The sequence below is a fragment of the Thermosynechococcus sp. HN-54 genome (assembly GCF_023650955.1).
Classification (GTDB): Bacteria; Cyanobacteriota; Cyanobacteriia; order Thermosynechococcales; family Thermosynechococcaceae; genus Thermosynechococcus.
The window spans coordinates 672,586-690,782 of the sequence record NZ_CP098039.1 but is presented as its reverse complement, the minus strand read 5'-3'; the positions used below and the strand labels follow the sequence as shown (position 1 = coordinate 690,782).

The following is an 18,197-nucleotide window of genomic DNA, read 5'->3' as shown; positions in this document are numbered from 1 at the left end:
GCTTAAAGGGGCGATCGCTCAAGATGGATGGTGTGCTCGGTGAGGGCTTCAAAGGTTTCATCGTGGCTAATGACAAAAAGTTGATGAAAACTTTTGAGATTACTGAGGCTCTCGGCTAGTTGCTGGCGGCGCACCTGATCCATGTTGGTGGTCGGTTCATCAAAAAAGGCAATTTCGGTGTTGACGAGGACCCGCAGCAGGGCTAAGCGCACCGCAAGGGCAGCACACATTTGCTCGCCGCCAGAGAGACTCTTGAAGGGTCGCCAGTAACCCCCTTCGTTGACCTGAATCTCGTAGTCGGCCGTCCACTGGAGCGCCACATCGGGACGATTGAGGAGTTCGCGCAATAGGCGATCGGCTTCGGCGGAGACGGTGTGCAAGTAGGCTTCACTGATGCGGGGGCCACTCTTTTTGAAAATGTCGCGGGCAGTCTCAATCAGAGAGTGATGTTTTTGTGCCGTGATCAGCTTTTGCAGTGTCTTTTCCGTTTCAGCGGCGACTTCATCAAGGCGTTTGAGGCTGGCAAGGCAGCTTTGGTACTGTTTTTCCTTTTCGGGAATTGCACCAAGGAGCCGTTGATACTCGCGGTGGAGGTTTTCGTAGCGATCGCGCACGGCCTCCAGAGCGGCTAAATCCACCCCCTGCTCTTGAGCTTTGTACTCTGCTTGGGCTTTGGCAAGGGCAGCTTTCAACTCATGGGCGGTTTGCGTGGCTGTCCTCAAGGCGGTTTCGTAGGCCTCTACCTGGGCGGCCTGCTGCTGGTGTTGGAGATAGGTATCATAGCTGGGACGTAGTCTAGCTAGCTCATCGCTAAGCTGTTGCCGCTGTTCTTCGAGAGTGGCGTAGTGTTGGCGTTCCTCATAGAGGGGGGTGAGGCAAGCTTGTAAGGTGGCTTGTTCGCTGCACAAACGCTCGTAGTCTGCTTCCAGTTGGGGGGCTGCTGCCTGCTGCTCCAGTAACAGTTGCCGCTGGGCATGGGGTTGACCAAGGTTGGCTCGTTCTTCGCGTAGTTTGTTCAGGCGGCGTTCGAGATCAGCGAGTTCTTGGCTCAGGGGTTGTAGGGCTTGCTGGCGATCGCCCAACTGCCTGAGATCTGCCTGTAAACGGCGGCGTTCTTCTTCAAGGGCTTGGGCTTGCAGGAGGGATCGTTCTGCAGCGGCAGCAAGGGCAATGTCTGCTTCTAACTGCTCTAGGGTACGCGTGAGGGCGGGAATGGCTTCGGGATCGGTGAGGGTTTGCCGCAGGGCGATCAACTGATCCAAGAGCCAACGGTAGTTGTGCTGAAGCTGTTGGAGTGCCGTCAGCCCCTGTTCAATGGCAGGGCGAACTAGCGTAAATTGCTGAGCGGCAGTGAGTTCGGCGATCGCCACCTTTACGAGGGGATCAGTTTCCATGGCTTGGGTTTGCGCTGTCTTGAGAATGGGATTGAGGGTAGCAGCAAAGGCATGGGCAGCGGTGGCATGGCTAAGTTGGGCTTGGAGTCGCTCCCGCTCTGCCTGTTTAGCGCTTAAGGTGGCGGCTAAGGGACGCTGTTGCTCTAGGGCTTGCACCTGTTGAGCAATGTCTTCAAGGCGGGTTTGTAGTGTTGCTGCCTGTTGCTTGAGGTGGCGCAGTTCTTGATCTGCCTGTTGGGCTTGCTGGTAGCGCGCCTCAAGGGGAGCAATTTGGGCATCGAGGGCGTCGGCAGCGGCAATTTGGGGTTCAAGGGCAGCGAGTTGGCTGGCAATGGTGGCGATCGCTTGGCGTTGACTCTCGATACTGGCCAGTTGGGTAGCCATCTGTTGTTGCTGTTGCTCAAGCTTGCGGATTTCCTGTTCAAGGGCGGCGCGTCCCCGCAATTGCTGGTTTAGAGCTTGATAGTGTGCTTCCTGCTGCCGATAGCGATCGTAGTCGGATTGCAGTTGCTGGCACTGGGCTTGACTTTCGCGGGCAGCAGTCAATTGCCGCTGGCGATCGCGACACAATTCCTCCTGCTGACGGAGTTGGGCTTCGAGGCGTTGGCAGGTTTGCTCAAGACGGTTGAGCGCTTCAACAGCGGCCTCATATTGCTGTTTTTCGGCGGCCAAGGCGTTACATTGTCGCTGCAACTCCTCGCACTGTTGGCGATCGCGCTCTAGCTCCGCTGCCAAGGCTGTTGCCTGTTGTTCATATTGCGATCGCGTGACCAGTTCCTGTTTTTGGACAGCCAACTGACGCTCTAGGGACACCACCTGCTCTTGGGAAAAATTCACGAGGGCAAGGGCATTGTCAAAAGCTTGGCGATAATCACTCACCTGCAAAATTGGTTCAAAAACTTGGCGCCGCTGGGCAGGTGCCTTGAGAAAATCCGCCGTAATCATTCCTTGGGGAATGCCAATGATCTGCTCAAAGAGATCCTTGAGGGCAAGGGAACTGCAGATACCAAGATGCTCCTGCAACCATAGCTGAACATCCTCACGCACCGACAAACCGAGTTCCCCCACTTGGGGATCAACAATCGAGTAGCCCGTTTGTGTATTGCGGCGCACCACATAGGAGCGACCATCTGCTGCGGAGATAAACTGAACTGCGGCTTCGGCACGCTTACTGCCCTTGCGAATAATGGCCTTATTAAAGCCACTCCCATAACCCGATGTCGCATCAAATAGTACCCAAGCAATGGCTTCAAAAATACTGGTTTTGCCCGCACCATTCTCACCGCAAATGACGTTTACCCCCGGCAGAAACTCAAAGGTGCGATCCTGATGGGTCTTAAAGTTTTTTAGAGTGAGTCGCTGAATTTCCACCGTCTGTCTCCAAAAGCTAGGACAGTTGATTGAGCAAGCAACATCAAACAACAAGTTAAAGAGTCGAAGCTAGCTGACCTCGCTCAGCCAAGTGTGAATTTCTTTAGGAATATTGCTGGTCGGCAGGTGTTCTGCATTGATAATCCAAGCTTTTACAAAATGATAATCCAAGCTTTTACAAAAGTTTACTTTGGCTTAAGTCTTCTTGAAAAAAGTTGCCATTGGCCAGTGACTTTCCCTAGGCTGGATCTATAGCAATACCCCTGTTTCTCGGCAAGCTTGGTCTCCGCACTCGATGCTCCTGACTCTGGGCACCCTACTCTGGGGAAAATGCCTACTCTATCAAGCGTATTTCTAGTGCCTAGGGTTGGCGATGCCTCGCACCGCTATTTTCCCTAGAAGCAGTTGAGTTGACAACTACAGCATTCCACCGCGAGAGGATTTGACCCGTGGATTTATTACATAAGCAGATTCTGGTTCTGAGTAACAAAATTGATGCCCTGTACCAGATCGTTGAACAACTCAACCAAAAGGTTTCTAAGGCCTTAGAGGAAGGGCGGCTCAAGCCTCTGCCGGCAGCCCCTGCTGAGCAAAATTCCCTGCCGAAACCTCGCCCTTTGGTGAGTACCCCAGAGCACAAGGATATTCTTGTGGATGATGACTATGGTCAGGCGCGTAACTTCAGTGGCGATCGCCCCCTGAGTCCAGAGGTGCAAATTCAACGGCTGACGGCACAACTCACTGCTGCCTACAACCAGATTGCTGCCCTAGAGGAGCAGTTGCTCTCCCACCACATCCATAGCCACTGAGGCACCGCAACTCAAATCCCAAGCTGAGCCAGTACCTGCTGTCGCCATTGGGCATTTTGCTGGCGATCGCTCTTGAATTCCAAAAGTCGTATCTTTGGCCAAGGGTCGAGGGAAAGTTGGGTTTGCACATCCGCCCAGTTCTGCAAGCAGTGATAGGGAATGCCGTAGGCTGCTGCAAGCTGCGCAAAATTGACCGCTTGGGGTGTGGCAAAAAAGGTTTCAAAGGGTGGATCAAACTGCCGAATCGGTAGGTGCTCAAAGATACCACCGCCGTTATTATTGATCAGCAGTACAGTTAGACACCCCTGCAACTGGGGCGTGATCAGCCAACCATTGGTATCGTGCAAGCAGGCCAAATCCCCAGTGATCAAGAGGGTCGGTTGACCGCGATGGGCAACCCCGAGAGCACTAGATAATGTGCCATCAATACCGTTGGCACCCCGATTAAAGTAAAAGCGATGGCGGCGATCGCTGACCCGCCAAACACTCTCAACATCGCGCACAGGCATACTACTGGCAACAAAAATTGCCGTTTGCGATGGCAACCACTGCGGCAGATGGTAAATCAACTTGGCCTCACAGAACCAATCAATGGCCTCAAATGTCCGCTTCAGTTGCTCATGCACTCGTTGGTCTTGGTCTTGCCAGTCCTTGAGGTAGGGGTTGGGGGGCAGGGGGTCGGGGGGGCAGTCCACCGATTGGGGGGCGATCGCCAACGTCTGACAGCGGCCATGGAGGGGATTGTTGTTATCTCCCGTGGGGTCAAGGCACCAGATCAGGGGATCGCAGGTACTCAGCCACTCCCGCAGAGCTTTACTGGTGGGCAGCGGTCCCAGTTGAATCACTGCCTCAGGACGCAGGTATTCCCGTAGGTGGGCATCTCGCAGCAGCAGATCGTAATGGGTAATACCGTGGGGCAGTCCCCGTGCTGAGGAGAGGGCATCGGCAAGCACTGGCCACTGCAGAAACCGACTCAGGCGATCAATCGCGGTAGCTTCCGCCAGAGAATCCACCCCATGACTAGGCCCTGCAATAATTAACCCCCGCTGCATCTGTTGCCATGTTTGCCAAGGGAGAGACGTGACAACGCGAGGCGGCACAAAGGGCTGCACCTGATCAAAAAAGTTCTTTGGCAGTGCCCCATGAAAATTTGCCTCAGATCGCAGGTCAAGGGGATCCCGCAGGGGAATATTCAAATGTACTGGCCCCGGATCTGGCCAGAGGGCAGTTTGCCAGCTATGGCAGAGGGTTTGCCGCAGATAGGGCAGCAAAGCAAGTTCCGGCAGACTCAGTTCGCGATAGTGACGTACCGCGTGACCATAGAGATGCACCTGATCAATGGCTTGCCCCGCTTGGCAAAAGCGCAATTCGGGGGGGCGATCGGCGGTCAGCACAATTAACGGTAAATGACTGAGGCTTGCTTCAATAATCGCGGGATAGAAATTAGCAGCAGCAGTGCCTGAAGTGCAGACAAGAGCAACCGGTCGTCCCTGCTGTTGGACAAGGCCAAGGGCAAAAAAAGCTGCCGAGCGTTCATCAAGAATTGGCAAGGCCTCAAGATGGGAATGGGCAGCAGCCGCGATCGCTAGCGGTCCCGAACGTGATCCTGGCGAGAGAACGACTGTCCGCAGTCCCAACCGGTAGAGGGTTTCAAAGAGGACGCTCGCCCAGAGGACATTTAGATTTTCAGTGAGAATCATCCATCAATCCAGAAGTTCTATCCTAGCCTACGTGGCCTAGCCATACGCCACCAATAGAATAGGGTTCTAAATCCAGTTTGAGACTATGAGAGAGCCTCTCAGAATCTCTGAAGTGCCCTAAATAGCGTGGTTTTGGAGGTTTTGAGTCTTAAGCGGGCAGCGGGAATCGAACCCGCGTCTCTAGCTTGGAAGGCTAGGGTTTTACCATTAAACCATGCCCGCAGTCCCAAGGAATACTACATTAGCACGACCCTTGGGGCGATCGCAAAGGTCAATCCTAGGGAATTGTTGCCATCTTCACGTCGTTGCGATCAAGAATGCTTTGGAGTTCCTCGGCATCGATTGTTTCTTTTTCAATGAGCACTTGGGCAATTTGGTCAAGGACGTGACGGTTGTTCACCAACACCTCTTTGGCACGGCGATAGGCTTGCTCCACCAAGTTGCGCACTTCGTCATCAATCGTGGCAGCCGTTTCCTCGGAGAAGTCCCGTTCTGCCATAATATCGCGGCCAAGGAAGACATTCCCCGTTTGCCGTCCCAAAGCCACAGGCCCTAGGCGATCGCTCATACCAAAGCGAGTCACCATTTGCCGTGCCACCCGTGCCACCTGTTGCAGGTCGTTGGAAGCACCCGTGGTTACCTCATCTTCGCCAAAGACAATTTCCTCAGCAATGCGCCCCCCAAGGGCAACAGCCATTTGGTTTTGGAGGTAGGAGCGGCTGTAGAGGCCGGAATCCATCTGATCCTCATTGGGGGTAAACCATGTGAGACCGCCGGCGCGTCCACGGGGAATAATGCTCACCTTTTGCACGGGATCGTAGTCGGGCATGAGGGCACCCACGAGGGCATGACCGGCTTCATGGTAGGCGACTAACTTCTTGCGACGTTCGCTCATGACGCGGTCTTTCTTCTCAGGCCCTGCGAGGACGCGATCAATGGCATCGTTAATCTCATCCATCGAGATTTCGGTAAGGTTACGGCGGGCAGCAAGAATGGCCGCTTCATTGAGTAGGTTCGACAGATCCGCACCGGTAAAGCCAGGGGTGCGCCGCGCAATTTTGTCCAGATCCACATCTTTAGCAAGGGTCTTGCCACGGGCATGGACTTTGAGAATATCGAGGCGACCCTTGTAATCGGGACGATCCACCACCACTTGACGGTCAAAACGCCCCGGCCGCAACAGGGCTGCATCCAACACATCCGGACGGTTCGTTGCAGCAATAATAATGATGCCGGTATTCCCCTCAAAACCATCCATTTCCGTCAGCAATTGGTTGAGGGTTTGCTCCCGTTCATCATTGCCTCCCCCTAGGCCGGCACCGCGCTGGCGACCGACAGCATCAATCTCATCAATAAAGACAATACAGGGGGCATTGGCCTTGGCTTGCTCAAAAAGGTCACGTACCCGCGAGGCACCCACCCCCACAAACATTTCCACAAACTCAGAACCGGAAATCGAGAAGAAGGGAACGCCTGCTTCACCAGCCACCGCGCGCGCAAGGAGGGTTTTGCCTGTTCCGGGCGGACCGACAAGAAGGACGCCCTTGGGGATTTTGGCGCCTACTTCCGTAAAGCGATCGGCATACTTGAGGAATTCCACGACCTCGCCCAGTTCCAGCTTGGCCTGATCAATGCCAGCCACATCATTAAAGGTCACTTGGGTTTGGGGTTCCATCTGCACCCGTGCTCGCGACTTACCAAAGTTCATTGCTTGGTTGCCGGGACCCGCTTGAGCGCGCCGCAGCAGGAAAAACAGCAGCACCAACAGGCCAATAGGAACCAAGAGGCTACTTAGAGCACGGAACCAGAAGCCATCATTGCTTTGGGGCAAGACGGCGATGTCCACATTGTTGCTGGTGAGAATGTCCAGCAATTCAGGATCATTAGGCAGATTGACTAGCACTCGCGTGCCATCTTGGGTAATGGCTTGGGCTTGCGAGCGGTCCGGGGTAATACTGACTTTGGTGATTTGCTGATTTTCAACCTGTTCAATGAACTCACTGTAGGGCCAAGTTTGTTTGGTCGTGGGTTGGCGATCAAAGAAGGCAGTGGCCAAGGCCAGCACCACGATTGCAAGAAGAACGTATAAACCTGCATTTCGCCATTGTTTATTCACCGATCGCCATCCTCCGCTAGGAAATGTGAAAAGTCTTTACATAAGTTCATACTAACGCATTCTTTCGCAACCCTAGGTGAGCAGTCCCATGGTTAAGATCATCAATATCCATGATAAGCCGTCAGAAAATGCTCGATTTGGACACCTGCTATCGGGTACTGGAGTTAGAACCGGGGGCAACCCTAGAGGAAATTAACCGGGCTTATCGGGATTTGGTGTTTATTTGGCATCCCGATCGCATCCCCAAGGACAACACCCGCCTCATTGAAAAGGCACAAGAGAAAATTAAGCAGTTCAATGAAGCGCGCGAGCAACTGCGACAGCATATTGCCAGACACGGCAGCCAAACCTCCCAGCGGGCTGCTAGCCAGCGGCAAACCTATCATTCCTCACCCCCGCCGCGCTATCAGTCAAATCCCTACACCTATCGCAGCTATCACCCACCCCGTGAACCGCAGCAAAGCGCGCACCAAGCCTATAGCCAACACCACAACCATACCTACGGCACCTATCAGCGCCAACGCACAGCCGCGCCCCCGCCTCCAGAGCCACCCCGCACGACGCCGCCCCACAAGGATATGTCGGGGATCAATTTACAGGGGGCAAACCTGAGTGAAAAGGACTTTGAAGGGCGCAATCTCAGCCATGCCAATCTCAGCTATGCCGATCTCAGTGATGCCTTTTTGCATCGGGTGATTCTCCACCGCGCCAACCTGCGCCATGCCAATCTGTTCCGTGCCAATTTACTGCAAGCGGATCTCAGCTATGCTGACCTGCAAGAGGCCAATCTCATTGGGGCTGACTTAAGTGGTGCCGATCTGCGGGGGGCTGATCTCCGCGGAGCCAAAATGAGCCAAGGCAACCGCCTCTTGGTTAAGCTCACTGGCGCGCGCCTTACGGGAGCAATTATGCCCGATGGCCATGTCCATACCTAGGCTTGAATGACCCCCTTAGAACTGGGAATCTGCTGACTGCGGCGCGGGTCAATGGCGATCGCCATCCGTAGGGCACGGGCAAAGGCTTTGAAGGTTGCTTCAATAATGTGGTGGGAGTTAATGCCGTCCAGTTGGCGAATGTGCAGCGTCATGCGGCTGTGGTTCACCAAGGCAACGAAAAATTCCCGCACCAGTTGCGTATCATAGGTGCCAACTCGCTGGGTGGGAATCTGCAACCCATAGCTGAGGTGGGGACGCCCAGAAAAGTCTAGGGCAACTTCCACGAGGCTTTCATCAAGCGGCGCTACAAAGTGGCCAAAGCGATTAATACCCCGGCGATCGCCCAACGCCTGATCCAGCGCCATTCCTAAGGTAATCCCCACATCCTCGTTGGTGTGGTGGTCATCAATATGGGTGTCGCCTGTGGCCTGCACCCGCAGATCCACTAAACCGTGGGAGCAAATCTGATCGAGCATGTGATCTAAAAAGGGAATACCCGTGTGATTATCCGCTCGACCATTGCCATCGAGAAACAGTTCAACGTGAACGCTGGTTTCTTTGGTCTGGCGATCGACTGTGGCTTGGCGCAGCAGCGGCGCGTGGCCATTACTGAGGAGAGAGTCGTTCATGAAGGGTTACTGACGCGGTTGGGGATTGGCAGAGGTGGCTGGTGGTGGACTCGCCGCAGGCGTTCCCGAGGGAATTGCCCCTGTACGCGGAAAGGGCACATCTACAAAACCCAATTCTAGCAATTGCTGGTAGGCCTTTTGTCCCAGTTCACGGGTGGGGTTTTGGCTGCGGATGATTTCCACCAAAAGGGGGACTGCTAGCTCCGGCTGGTTATTCGCGCGATAGACCAAAGCCAGTTGAAAAGTCGCTTGATCTCGCAGTTGCGCTGCTTCTAGGGCACGGCGACGGTTGCTATCGGCAGCAGCACTATCAATCCCCAAAAAGCTCGAGTTGAGGGACTGGTAAAAGTTCGAGAGTTGGTTCATCACCGTACGGGCTTCTAAGAGCTTGCGAGCGGCGACAGCATAATTTTGATTACTGACTGCGGCGGCAGCCTCATCCATCAAACGTTTGCCCCCTTCAAGCGTGTAGATTGAAGAGCTAGGCGGGGGTGTGGGATTCACAATCTGGACATTGGGGCTAGAAGATTGATTCTGAGCAAACACCGCCCGAGGGAGTCCCCCTAGCAGTAACACCCCAAGGAGCAGCGATGATCTTGACCAGTGAGCAAATGTATTCAGGGGCATGGTACGAAGCCTTTACTAAGATAGAGGCAGTCAAGCGGACAATCAACATCGCGTATCTTACACCAAGTAATGACAGCCCGTGCAGGATCATAAGTTCCAATTTTCCTCAACACTGAGGCCGTGGCCATGGTAAATCCCACCCCTCAGGGGACAACGACCCATGATGCCATTCGTGAACGCCGCCGCCAATTGCAAAGTAAACGCCGCTGGCGGCAACTGGCAGGGCTTTGGCGTACCAGTGTCCTCTTGACCTTAACGGGGGGGCTTATCTGGGGACTGACGCTGCCGGATTGGATTATCCGCCGCCCTGAGCAAGTGGTGATTCGTGGCAATCAACTGCTGAAGAGGGAAGCGTTGCAGGCACAATTGCCCCTTGAGTACCCCGAATCCCTCCTCCGTCTCCGTCCTCAGGAGATCATTCATACCCTTGAAACGACGCTACCGCTGCAACGGGTAACGATCGCCCGCCAACTCTTTCCACCGACGCTGATTGTTGAAGTCCAAGAACGTAAGCCTGTGGCAGTTGCTCTCTGCAATCAATGCTGGGTAATGAGTGAAACGGGTCGGCTACAAGGCCCTGCCAGTCGTTGGTTGGTGGATGGCCTCGGATTTGTGGCTCCTGTGGGTAGCTATCAAGCCAGTGCGGTGAAACCAATGCCCACGTTTCTGTTGCAGGGGTATTTTGTCCCCGTTGAGAATCCGCCGCGGCCGCAGACATTGGCGGTGGATGGCGATCGCCAGCAGCAGTGGCAGCAAATTCACCAGATTCTCCAGCAGCAGGATTTACCGATTACGGGTTTAGATTGGCGCAATGAACAGAATCTAATTGTCCAAACCCCTCTTGTCCCCGTTCACCTTGGGGTGGTGCAGTGGAATAGTCCCACCTTCAAGAAACAACTCAGTGCCCTAGCCAGTCTCAAGCAATTACCTCAGTACTTAGATCCTCGGCAAATGGTCTTTATTGATCTGGTGAACCCCGATGAACCCTTGGTGCAACTGCGGCAACAACCAACACAGCAGCCTCTTCCCCGCAGCAATTAAGGAGCAGCAGCACGGCATAATAGAACGGTTAGCTTGGAGTGGCTTGTCAATGAAATCCCTGAAGTTCGGCACAATACTGCCACGATTTCTGCCACAGTTGGTAATGGTGCTCGGTGTGCTTCTGCTGGTGAGTTGCGCGTCACTCTCCTCAGTGGCTGACACGAGTTCAATTCCAGGAGCACAAAGCCCAACCCCTATGGCCAATTTACCTCGACTCAATGGCGATGCAACGGTCGTGCTGACGGTCAACGATCGCCCGATTACGATTCAAGTGAAGGGGGATGCTGCCCCGATTACTGCTGGCAATTTTGTGGATTTAGTGAATCGCGGCGTCTATGATGGCACGATCTTTCACCGTGTGGTTCGTGAACCCCGACCCTTTGTGGTTCAAGGGGGTGATCCCCAAACCAAAGACCCCAGTGTGTCACCACAACTCTATGGCACCGGTTCATTCATTGACCCAGCAACCAACCGCCCCCGCTATATTCCCCTAGAAATTCTGGGTCAGGGCAGCGATACGCCTACCTATAGCCAAGCGGGCAAAGTCTCACCCGTCCTCACCCATACCCGTGGCGCAGTGGCCATGGCGCGATCGCAACTGCCTGATTCAGCCTCGGCGCAATTTTACATTGCCCTTGATCAACTGGATTTTCTGGATGGCAATTACGCCGTTTTTGGCTATGTCACCGATGGTATGGACGTGGTGGACACCATCCAACAGGGCGATCGCCTGCAATCCGCTAAGGTTGTGGCCGGTTTGGAAAATTTACAGCAGCCATAGCAGAACGACGGCGAAAGCGTTGTCGCAGGGTGGGTAGCAGTCGCAAACACAGGGCGTAGGTGAGCAACCCAGCAATCACCCCCACCCAAACACTACCAAAAATTAGAATCGTTGCCATTTGCCCCCCCTGTTCTAGGAGCTTTTCCCAAGACTGCCATTCACCAAAGGACAGGGAAGGCTGCCCCATCAACCACCAACCCACCTGAAAGTTAAACCAAAACAAGGGCACATAGGTGAAGGGGTTACTCACCCACGTTGCAAGGGCTGCCAAGGGCTTATTCCCACGCACGAGGAATGCGACACTAACGGCAATGAGCATTTGACCGCCAAACAGGGGCAGCATGCCAGCAAAGACGCCCGCCCCTAAACCACGGGCAATACTCTCGGTGCTACTGTGGGAGCGCATTAAGCGCAGATAGTAATAGCGGAGCGATCGTCGCCAAGAATGGAACCAACGAGGCTGTCGAGAAAGCTGGGAAAAAGACAACCGCATCATAGGTGAGCTTCAAGGGAGTCCAAGGGGTGCAAAATAAGTGCATTGTGACCTTTGCTTAGCAGTTTGACATACTTTGCTTAGAGACTGCTAGGGGTTGCCCTCTTGGGCTTCGACAATCCGAGCGTCAGAAAGCCGAGGGCGATCGCCATCATCACACTGCTTTGCCAAGCGGGCGCCACCCCACCCCAGCGATCGAAGACCCACCCTGCCCATGCCGGGCCAGCAATCCCTGCCACACTCTGGAGCGATTGACTAGCGCCAATAATTTTCCCCTGATCCTGATCGCGCACGCGATTGGAGATCACCCCCCGCAGCGAGGGCAACATGATGCCCACCCCAAAGGCCAAACCCACCACACACCCATAGAGCAAGGGCACACTCAAACCACCTGCACTGGGCACCGCCGCAATCCCCAACAATACCAAGGCCACGAGGAGGAGTCCCCCTAGGCTCAAGCGCTGCTCACCAAACCGCGGAATCAATGAGCGAATTAAGCCCGCCTGCACAATCGTACTCACAAGTCCAATAATCACAAAAATGATTCCCGCCTGTGGGGGTCCCCAGCCTAACTGCCGCTTCAAAAAGAGGACGAAGATACTGGTAAAGCCAGCAAAGGCAAAGTTAAAGATAAAAAAGGCCATGAGTAAGGCTTGGAGGGTGCGTTGATTGAATAGCTCCAACCACTGCTGCTGCAAGGCAAAGCTCTTTAGGGTCAGGGGCGATCGCTGACGTTGGGGCAAGGACTCCGGCAAGATGAAATAGGCCAAGACTACGTTCACTAGAGCCAAGACCGCTGCAAACCAAATCGGCAACGTGAGATCGATCGCCGCAAGGCTGCCCCCGATCGCTGGCCCAAAAATGAAGCCAATGCCAAAAGCTGCCCCCGTGAGGCCAAAGTTCTTCGCTCGATCTGCCGGCGCTGAAGTGTCGGCAATATAGGCCTGAGCGGTTGAAACCACCCCTCCAGTGAGACCATCAATAATCCGCGAGACAAAGAGCAGCCAAGGGACCGTCGCCACAGCAAAGAGAATGTAGGACAGGGCAGTACCGGCAATGCAAATCAGCAACACCGGACGACGTCCCCAGTGATCCGAGAGAGCACCCAAAAGGGGAGCAGCAATAAATTGAGCAGCAGCAAAGGCAGAAAATAACAGCGTCAAGCTCAACGCATCAAATTTAAATCGCTCCACGAGGAAGGGCAAAATGGGGAAAATGAGGCTCTCACCCAAACGGTCGATGACAATTGTGAGCAAAACAATGAATAATGGTGAGCGCAGGTTTATCCCCATTGATGTGATACGTCCTCATGTGATGGATGTCTGACCTGTCGGGTTTTGCCCCTGAGAAAAAGGCAGTACAATAAAAGACTACAACTTAACACAATACAGCTCTTTTCCCATCAATCGGACACCCCCCAAAAGACCCTACTGATGAGGTGATGCAACCCATGTCTGCGTATACAGAATCTTTGAAGCGATCGCTCTTTTTGACACTGATTGCTCTGATTGTATCATTGACCATTTCTTTCTTGATGGCAATCTAAATTTGACCTGAAAATCATTTATCACCCTCTATCAGTGATGTGAGTTGAGTGAGGTATGGCCACTCGTTCTGCCGCTGCACCCCCCCCTCTGCCCCTGTGGGTCATGTTTCGCTTGGGTCTCTTTCAGATGGGACTGGGCATGATGTCGATTCTGGTGTTGGGGGTGCTCAACCGCATCTTGATCAAGGAATTGGCGGTGCCGGCCACATTGGTGACCCTGACGATCGCCATGCATCAATTTGTTTCACCAGTGCGGGTGTGGTTTGGTCAACTGTCGGATGCCCATCCCATTGGCGGCTATCATCGCACGGGGTATGTTTGGGGTGGGGCTTTGGCCTTTACCTTGGTCACCTACGCGATTGTTCAGGTGATCTGGCAGGTGGGGCAAAGTTTAGATCAAGCGGGCTGGAGTCTGGTTACCCAAGGGTGGATTGGCCTATTGGGATTGCTCTTTGCCGCCTATGGCATCTGTGTTAGTAGTAGCTCAACCCCCTTTGCCGCCTTGCTGGTGGATGTCTCCGAAGAGGAGGATCGCGGCAAATTAGTGGGCATTGTCTGGTCCATGTTGACCGTGGGCATTGTGGTTGGTGCCATCCTCAGTAGTGTGCTGCTGCGGCAGTTGGAGTTGGATACACCGGTTGAACGCCTGCAAGAAAGTGTGAATCGCCTCTTTTTGGTAGTTTTGACGGTGGTTTTTGCGCTGGCGATCGCGAGCACTTGGGGGGTTGAGGCCAAGTATTCCCGCTACCATGTGCGCAGTCGTGCCTGTGACAACCCGGAAAACATTACCCTTGGTCGCGCCCTGAAAATTCTCACCGCCAACTCCCAAACGTGGCGCTTTTTTCTCTTCCTTGTCCTGATGACCCTAAGTTTATTTATTCAGGAACCGATTCTTGAACCCTTTGGCGGTGAAGTTTTTGGCATGACGATCGCCGAAACTACTCGCTTGAATGCCTACTGGGGCATGGGCACCCTTGTGGGTCTAAGTTTCACGGGATTTTTGATTGTGCCCCGCCTCGGCAAGATCCGCACCACCACCTATGGCTGTTGGGGGGTGGCCTTGATGTTCTTACTCCTGATCATTTCAGGGGTCACGCAGCAGGTGTGGCTCTTTCAGTTGCAGCTCTTTCTCTTTGGCATTGCCGCTGGGGTGACAACGACGGGTGCCCTCAGTCTGATGCTGGACTTAACAGCAGCGGAAACCGCCGGTACCTTTATTGGGGCGTGGGGGCTTGCTCAGGCGATCGCGCGGGGATCGGCCACCGTTGTCGGCGGAACAGCACTCGATATTGGTCGTCAACTCTTTGGGGTGCCGATCTTGGCCTATGGTTTTGTTTTTTGTCTGCCAATGTTGGGAATGCTGGCCGCTGTCTTGCTTCTAAAACGAGTGGATGTGAGTCAATTTCGCCAACAATCTCAGGTGGCGATCGCCAAGGTTCTGGCCGAGGACTTGGAATAAACGGGCTTACCAGCGGGCAAGAAAGGAGAAATCCAACTTGCCAAAGTGGGTGACATTGGCAATATTAAAATGCTCTAAGCAGTTCACCAGCCAGCGTACCTTGCCGCGACTAAAGGACTGATAGTGATTAAACAAAATGGCAAAACGTTTTTCGAGGTAGGGTTTCACTTTCTTGCTGAGAAGGACGATCTTGAGCAAGAGGCCAATTGTTGCCGCAGTGCCAATGTTATTGAGTAAGTCAATAAAAACCAAATGGTTGGGGTTTTGGGCACTATCCACCACCAAGTAGTTGAGGGTTTGGCTGCACGTGCGCACAATGGTAAATTCATTCAGGGGTTGCGGCTGCTGAAAGAGGGGCAGCGTTTCCAAATACTGATAAAACCGCTGGCGGAAGCGACCCCGCCCCACATCCGCCGTGGTGTCCATCAAGTAGTGGAAAAAGGCATCGCGAAAATCATGGGTGGACTTCATGCGTTGCAGCCGCTGCTCAAATTGATTCGCCAAGTCCCGATAGGTATGACGGCCATCTACCTTACTAACAAAATGTTGAATGGAGGTTCTCACTTCCTCTGGCGAGAGCAGGGTTGGATTTTTCGCCAGTGGAATATTGTTATGCCCCTGAGCACGGCGAAACTCACTCATGAGATATTGACTCAGGTTCATTTCAAACTGCTGAGTGGCCTTTTGCTGAAAGTCTTGAATGTAGCGCAGGTCTTCGGGTGTCGTGTCATCTCCCACGAGGCAGTAGTTGTAGAGATAGGGATAGCGGCGAATCAGAGTCGCAAGGGGGCGATCGCCGTTTTGTTGAATTTGGGAAGTATCTTGGGCATCCTCTTGGAGGAATTGCACCATGCGCTGGAGCTTCTGAAAAGCTTCGCTCTCTAAATAATCCTTGAGGAGCAGCCGCAGCTTGCGCACAATCGGTGCCCGGCTGAGACCCCCCGCCGGCATCGCCACAGGCGTTTGCAGCATGGCCAGAAATTCGGGAACCGCCCCTTGGAGCAAAGGACGCGACTGCCAGCGGTTAATCAAAATGTGGCAGCAGCGGTTCATAAAGGGACGGAAATTGTCCGCCACCCGTGCCCCCGTCACAATCCGATCCATAGCCTCTTGAATCTGGCGATCGGGGTAGGTATAGCCCATGAGAAAAAGGGCACGAAACCGCTCAATGACTTGCTGCGGACTCTCCTGCTGCACACATTCCAGCAAGTGATCGTAAATCAGTTGGTAGTCGTTTGCCTTCATCCAAGTATTCATAGGGGGGAATGCGCTCCTAAGCCACGCCACTACCGACAGTGCTGGAATTCGGGGGCACAACCGAGAGGTTCTAACATACCTGCATCATAAAAGGCAACATATCGTTCACTTGTGATCGCAACCACGTTTTTTTCGTGATCCTAATCACAAGAATGACCTAGGTATCTTTGATCGCTGACTAGCGCAAACGCCCTACTACTTTTTGATGATACGCAACAAGACAATCAATTGACAATCGACTATAAAAATTGGTGCTAAGTTCTCTCCTCAAAAGAGTTTCTAGGGTTCGCGAGCATTAGCGCCCCTGATACCCCGAAAGCTGAGCTAGACCCTCTAGGGGATAGACACCCTCATAGCGTTTACCGTTGATTTCCCATGTGGGGTAGGCACGGATATTGGCCTGTTTGCAGAGTTCTGGCTGGCCATTGGTACCGCGCGCATCGCACTCAATATAGTTGATGCTTTTGAAGGCGCTGCCAAAGAGTTCTTTTTGCTTCATGCAAGCGGGACACCAGTAGGCACCGTACATCTTGGCATTGATTTTCTTCAGGTGGTTCGCCAGCCCTTGGGGGGAAATGATCTGACTGGTTCCCTGCGCCATGACCATATCGGGAGATTGCAAAACAGGTAAACGGGGCACAACGGCGATCGCCAGCCCCACACCCAAGCCAAACAGAAGATAGCGCAAGGAGTTTTTCATTGAGAACCATCCACTAACCCAATCCAGTGTACTGTATTCCACACAGTGCTAGAGCTAAAGACCGCGAGTACCGTCTTGTAGTTCCGCTATTCTGAAAATTGGATCTAATAAAAATAATGCTGGCACGCTTTATCTAGCAACAATGAAGCAGCAATACGACCAAGATTACAGTGCGTGGATTGCAGAAACAGTGGCATTATTGCGACAAAGACGATGGCAAGAGTTGGATCTGCCCCATCTCATTGCTGAGGTAGAAGACTTGGGCAAAAGTGAACGGCGTGCCATCAATAGCCAGTTAACTCGTCTGCTGCTACACCTCTTAAAGTGGCAATATCAACCCCAGCGCCGCTCCGATAGTTGGTTGGATTCGATCACGGATGCCCGCACTCAAATTGAGCTAACCATAGCTGATAGTCCTAGCTTGCGGGATTACCCAGCCAGCCAACTTTCCACAAGCTATGAACGCGCTCGCCGCCAAGCAGCAGAGCAAACGGGTTTACCGCTGAGCACCTTTCCTGAAACTTGTCCTTATCCCCCAGAGAGGGTTTTGACCCAGAATTGGCTCCCCGAAACCGACACTTAGTTCAAAACATGCATTCGCCCATGCTATTGCCGTTAAACTAAAACTACGTTATGGCGGCAGTGCCCTTGCAAAGTTTATGATGGCGGCGATTTTTGAGCTTCATTCGGTTAACCCCCAACCCCGCACGATCGCCCAAATTGTTGAGGCTCTCAAAGAAGGGGCAGTCATGCTCTACCCCACGGATACGGTCTATGCCATTGGCTGCGACATGAACCACAAAGGAGCGGTGCAACGGGTACGCCAACTCAAGCAACTCTCCAACGATAAACCCGTCACATTCTTGTGCTCTTCCCTTTCCAACATTGCCCAGTACGCCTATGTCAGCGATTCCGCTTATCGCCTCATGCGTCGCCTGATCCCCGGTCCTTATACTTTTTTGCTTCCCGCCACTAAACTCGTGCCCCGCCTTGTCCAAAATCCCAAGCGCAAAACCACAGGGATTCGTGTGCCTGACCATACCATCAGTCAAGCCCTGTTAGCGGCCTTGGGCAATCCGATTATTTCCACCTCAGCACGGTTGCCCGATGATGAGACCTATTATGTGAATACAGCAGATCTCTTCGATGCCTTTGATAAACGGGTTGATCTGATTATTGATACGGGTGAACCTCCCGGCCAGCAAATGTCGAGTATCCTTGATCTCACCGTCGAACCCCCGCTACTGGTACGCAAGGGACAAGGGTGGGAAGCGCTACCGGCAGAAATGGTGACTGTTGATTGAACGTTTCTGATCCCATTGGTAGATAAAGAATTCCA

Annotated in this window: 16 protein-coding genes and 1 tRNA gene; 7 read left to right on the top strand and 10 right to left on the bottom strand. The window is 53.4% G+C overall.

Going from position 1 to position 18,197, the window contains the following annotated elements:
* Positions 1-2 precede the first annotated feature (2 nt).
* Positions 3-2,765, bottom strand: coding sequence for an AAA family ATPase (locus tag NBE99_RS03335; protein WP_250683086.1), 2,763 nt, complete (start codon positions 2,763-2,765; stop codon positions 3-5).
* 449 nt (positions 2,766-3,214) lie between these two features.
* Here NBE99_RS03335 and NBE99_RS03330 point away from each other — a divergent pair, with 449 nt between their 5' ends.
* Positions 3,215-3,574: a hypothetical protein gene (locus tag NBE99_RS03330; protein ID WP_250683085.1), complete on the top strand. Its 360-nt coding sequence runs from the start codon at positions 3,215-3,217 to the stop codon at positions 3,572-3,574.
* A gap of 11 nt (positions 3,575-3,585) precedes the next feature.
* On the opposite strand, the gene menD is transcribed toward NBE99_RS03330, so the two are convergent.
* From menD to ftsH3, 3 genes are all read right to left on the bottom strand, one after another.
* The gene (gene menD, locus NBE99_RS03325; protein ID WP_250683084.1) at positions 3,586-5,274 is read right to left on the bottom strand and encodes a 2-succinyl-5-enolpyruvyl-6-hydroxy-3-cyclohexene-1-carboxylic-acid synthase; all 1,689 of its coding nucleotides are present in this window, start codon (positions 5,272-5,274) and stop codon (positions 3,586-3,588) included.
* Positions 5,275-5,425: 151 nt separating this feature from the next.
* Positions 5,426-5,496 (bottom strand) — tRNA-Gly (locus NBE99_RS03320).
* Positions 5,497-5,551: 55 nt separating this feature from the next.
* Entirely contained in the window at positions 5,552-7,390 is a 1,839-nt protein-coding gene (gene ftsH3, locus NBE99_RS03315; RefSeq protein WP_250683083.1) for an ATP-dependent zinc metalloprotease FtsH3, read from the bottom strand.
* 128 nt (positions 7,391-7,518) lie between these two features.
* Between ftsH3 and NBE99_RS03310 the strand changes: the two genes are divergently transcribed.
* Entirely contained in the window at positions 7,519-8,325 is an 807-nt protein-coding gene (locus NBE99_RS03310; RefSeq protein ID WP_250683082.1) for a pentapeptide repeat-containing protein, read from the top strand.
* Here the strand turns inward: NBE99_RS03310 and hisB are convergent.
* A complete protein-coding gene (hisB, locus tag NBE99_RS03305; protein WP_250683081.1) occupies positions 8,322-8,954 on the bottom strand; it encodes an imidazoleglycerol-phosphate dehydratase HisB in 633 nt (210 codons plus the stop codon). The genes NBE99_RS03310 and hisB overlap by 4 nt on opposite strands.
* A gap of 6 nt (positions 8,955-8,960) precedes the next feature.
* The gene (locus tag NBE99_RS03300) at positions 8,961-9,581 is read right to left on the bottom strand and encodes a hypothetical protein (RefSeq protein WP_250683080.1); all 621 of its coding nucleotides are present in this window, start codon (positions 9,579-9,581) and stop codon (positions 8,961-8,963) included.
* Positions 9,582-9,707: 126 nt separating this feature from the next.
* Between NBE99_RS03300 and NBE99_RS03295 the strand changes: the two genes are divergently transcribed.
* Both NBE99_RS03295 and NBE99_RS03290 read left to right on the top strand, forming a co-directional pair.
* A complete protein-coding gene (locus NBE99_RS03295) occupies positions 9,708-10,622 on the top strand; it encodes a cell division protein FtsQ/DivIB (protein WP_250683079.1) in 915 nt (304 codons plus the stop codon).
* Positions 10,623-10,725: 103 nt separating this feature from the next.
* Positions 10,726-11,403: a peptidylprolyl isomerase gene (locus tag NBE99_RS03290; RefSeq protein WP_315897306.1), complete on the top strand. Its 678-nt coding sequence runs from the start codon at positions 10,726-10,728 to the stop codon at positions 11,401-11,403.
* On the opposite strand, the gene NBE99_RS03285 is transcribed toward NBE99_RS03290, so the two are convergent.
* Positions 11,363-11,899, bottom strand: a complete 537-nt coding sequence (locus NBE99_RS03285; protein WP_250683077.1) for a DUF2062 domain-containing protein — start codon at positions 11,897-11,899, stop codon at positions 11,363-11,365. The two genes, NBE99_RS03290 and NBE99_RS03285, sit on opposite strands and share 41 nt — an antisense overlap.
* Positions 11,900-11,976: 77 nt before the next feature.
* Positions 11,977-13,188: an MFS transporter gene (locus NBE99_RS03280; RefSeq protein WP_250683076.1), complete on the bottom strand. Its 1,212-nt coding sequence runs from the start codon at positions 13,186-13,188 to the stop codon at positions 11,977-11,979.
* 309 nt (positions 13,189-13,497) lie between these two features.
* Between NBE99_RS03280 and NBE99_RS03275 the strand changes: the two genes are divergently transcribed.
* Positions 13,498-14,901 (top strand): BCD family MFS transporter, encoded by a 1,404-nt coding sequence (locus tag NBE99_RS03275; RefSeq protein ID WP_250683075.1) that lies wholly within the window; start codon positions 13,498-13,500, stop codon positions 14,899-14,901.
* 6 nt (positions 14,902-14,907) lie between these two features.
* Here NBE99_RS03275 and NBE99_RS03270 read toward each other — a convergent pair whose 3' ends face one another.
* Positions 14,908-16,158, bottom strand: coding sequence for a hypothetical protein (locus NBE99_RS03270; RefSeq protein WP_250683074.1), 1,251 nt, complete (start codon positions 16,156-16,158; stop codon positions 14,908-14,910).
* Positions 16,159-16,453: 295 nt separating this feature from the next.
* A complete protein-coding gene (locus tag NBE99_RS03265; RefSeq protein ID WP_250683073.1) occupies positions 16,454-16,858 on the bottom strand; it encodes a hypothetical protein in 405 nt (134 codons plus the stop codon).
* Positions 16,859-17,000: 142 nt separating this feature from the next.
* On the opposite strand from NBE99_RS03265, the gene NBE99_RS03260 reads away from it, so the two are divergent.
* Positions 17,001-17,441 carry a DUF29 domain-containing protein gene (locus NBE99_RS03260; protein WP_250683072.1) on the top strand — a complete coding sequence of 147 codons (441 nt, stop codon included), beginning with the start codon at positions 17,001-17,003 and terminating at the stop codon, positions 17,439-17,441.
* A 79-nt stretch (positions 17,442-17,520) separates the two neighbouring features.
* Positions 17,521-18,162 (top strand): L-threonylcarbamoyladenylate synthase, encoded by a 642-nt coding sequence (locus NBE99_RS03255; protein WP_250683684.1) that lies wholly within the window; start codon positions 17,521-17,523, stop codon positions 18,160-18,162.
* The last annotated feature ends 35 nt before the right edge of the window (positions 18,163-18,197 follow it).

Excerpts from the sequence above, each read along its gene's own strand:
- NBE99_RS03295 (WP_250683079.1), top strand. The coding sequence starts at position 9,708 with ATGGTAAATCCCACCCCTCAGGGGACAACGACCCATGATGCCATTCGT.
- NBE99_RS03285 (WP_250683077.1), bottom strand. The coding sequence starts at position 11,899 with ATGATGCGGTTGTCTTTTTCCCAGCTTTCTCGACAGCCTCGTTGGTTC.
- NBE99_RS03275 (WP_250683075.1), top strand. The coding sequence starts at position 13,498 with ATGGCCACTCGTTCTGCCGCTGCACCCCCCCCTCTGCCCCTGTGGGTC.
- NBE99_RS03300 (WP_250683080.1), bottom strand. The coding sequence starts at position 9,581 with ATGCCCCTGAATACATTTGCTCACTGGTCAAGATCATCGCTGCTCCTT.
- NBE99_RS03310 (WP_250683082.1), top strand. The coding sequence starts at position 7,519 with ATGCTCGATTTGGACACCTGCTATCGGGTACTGGAGTTAGAACCGGGG.
- NBE99_RS03270 (WP_250683074.1), bottom strand. The coding sequence starts at position 16,158 with ATGAATACTTGGATGAAGGCAAACGACTACCAACTGATTTACGATCAC.
- NBE99_RS03255 (WP_250683684.1), top strand. The coding sequence starts at position 17,521 with ATGGCGGCGATTTTTGAGCTTCATTCGGTTAACCCCCAACCCCGCACG.
- NBE99_RS03260 (WP_250683072.1), top strand. The coding sequence starts at position 17,001 with ATGAAGCAGCAATACGACCAAGATTACAGTGCGTGGATTGCAGAAACA.
- NBE99_RS03265 (WP_250683073.1), bottom strand. The coding sequence starts at position 16,858 with ATGAAAAACTCCTTGCGCTATCTTCTGTTTGGCTTGGGTGTGGGGCTG.
- menD (WP_250683084.1), bottom strand. The coding sequence starts at position 5,274 with ATGATTCTCACTGAAAATCTAAATGTCCTCTGGGCGAGCGTCCTCTTT.
- NBE99_RS03280 (WP_250683076.1), bottom strand. The coding sequence starts at position 13,188 with ATGGGGATAAACCTGCGCTCACCATTATTCATTGTTTTGCTCACAATT.
- NBE99_RS03290 (WP_315897306.1), top strand. The coding sequence starts at position 10,726 with ATGGTGCTCGGTGTGCTTCTGCTGGTGAGTTGCGCGTCACTCTCCTCA.
- hisB (WP_250683081.1), bottom strand. The coding sequence starts at position 8,954 with ATGAACGACTCTCTCCTCAGTAATGGCCACGCGCCGCTGCTGCGCCAA.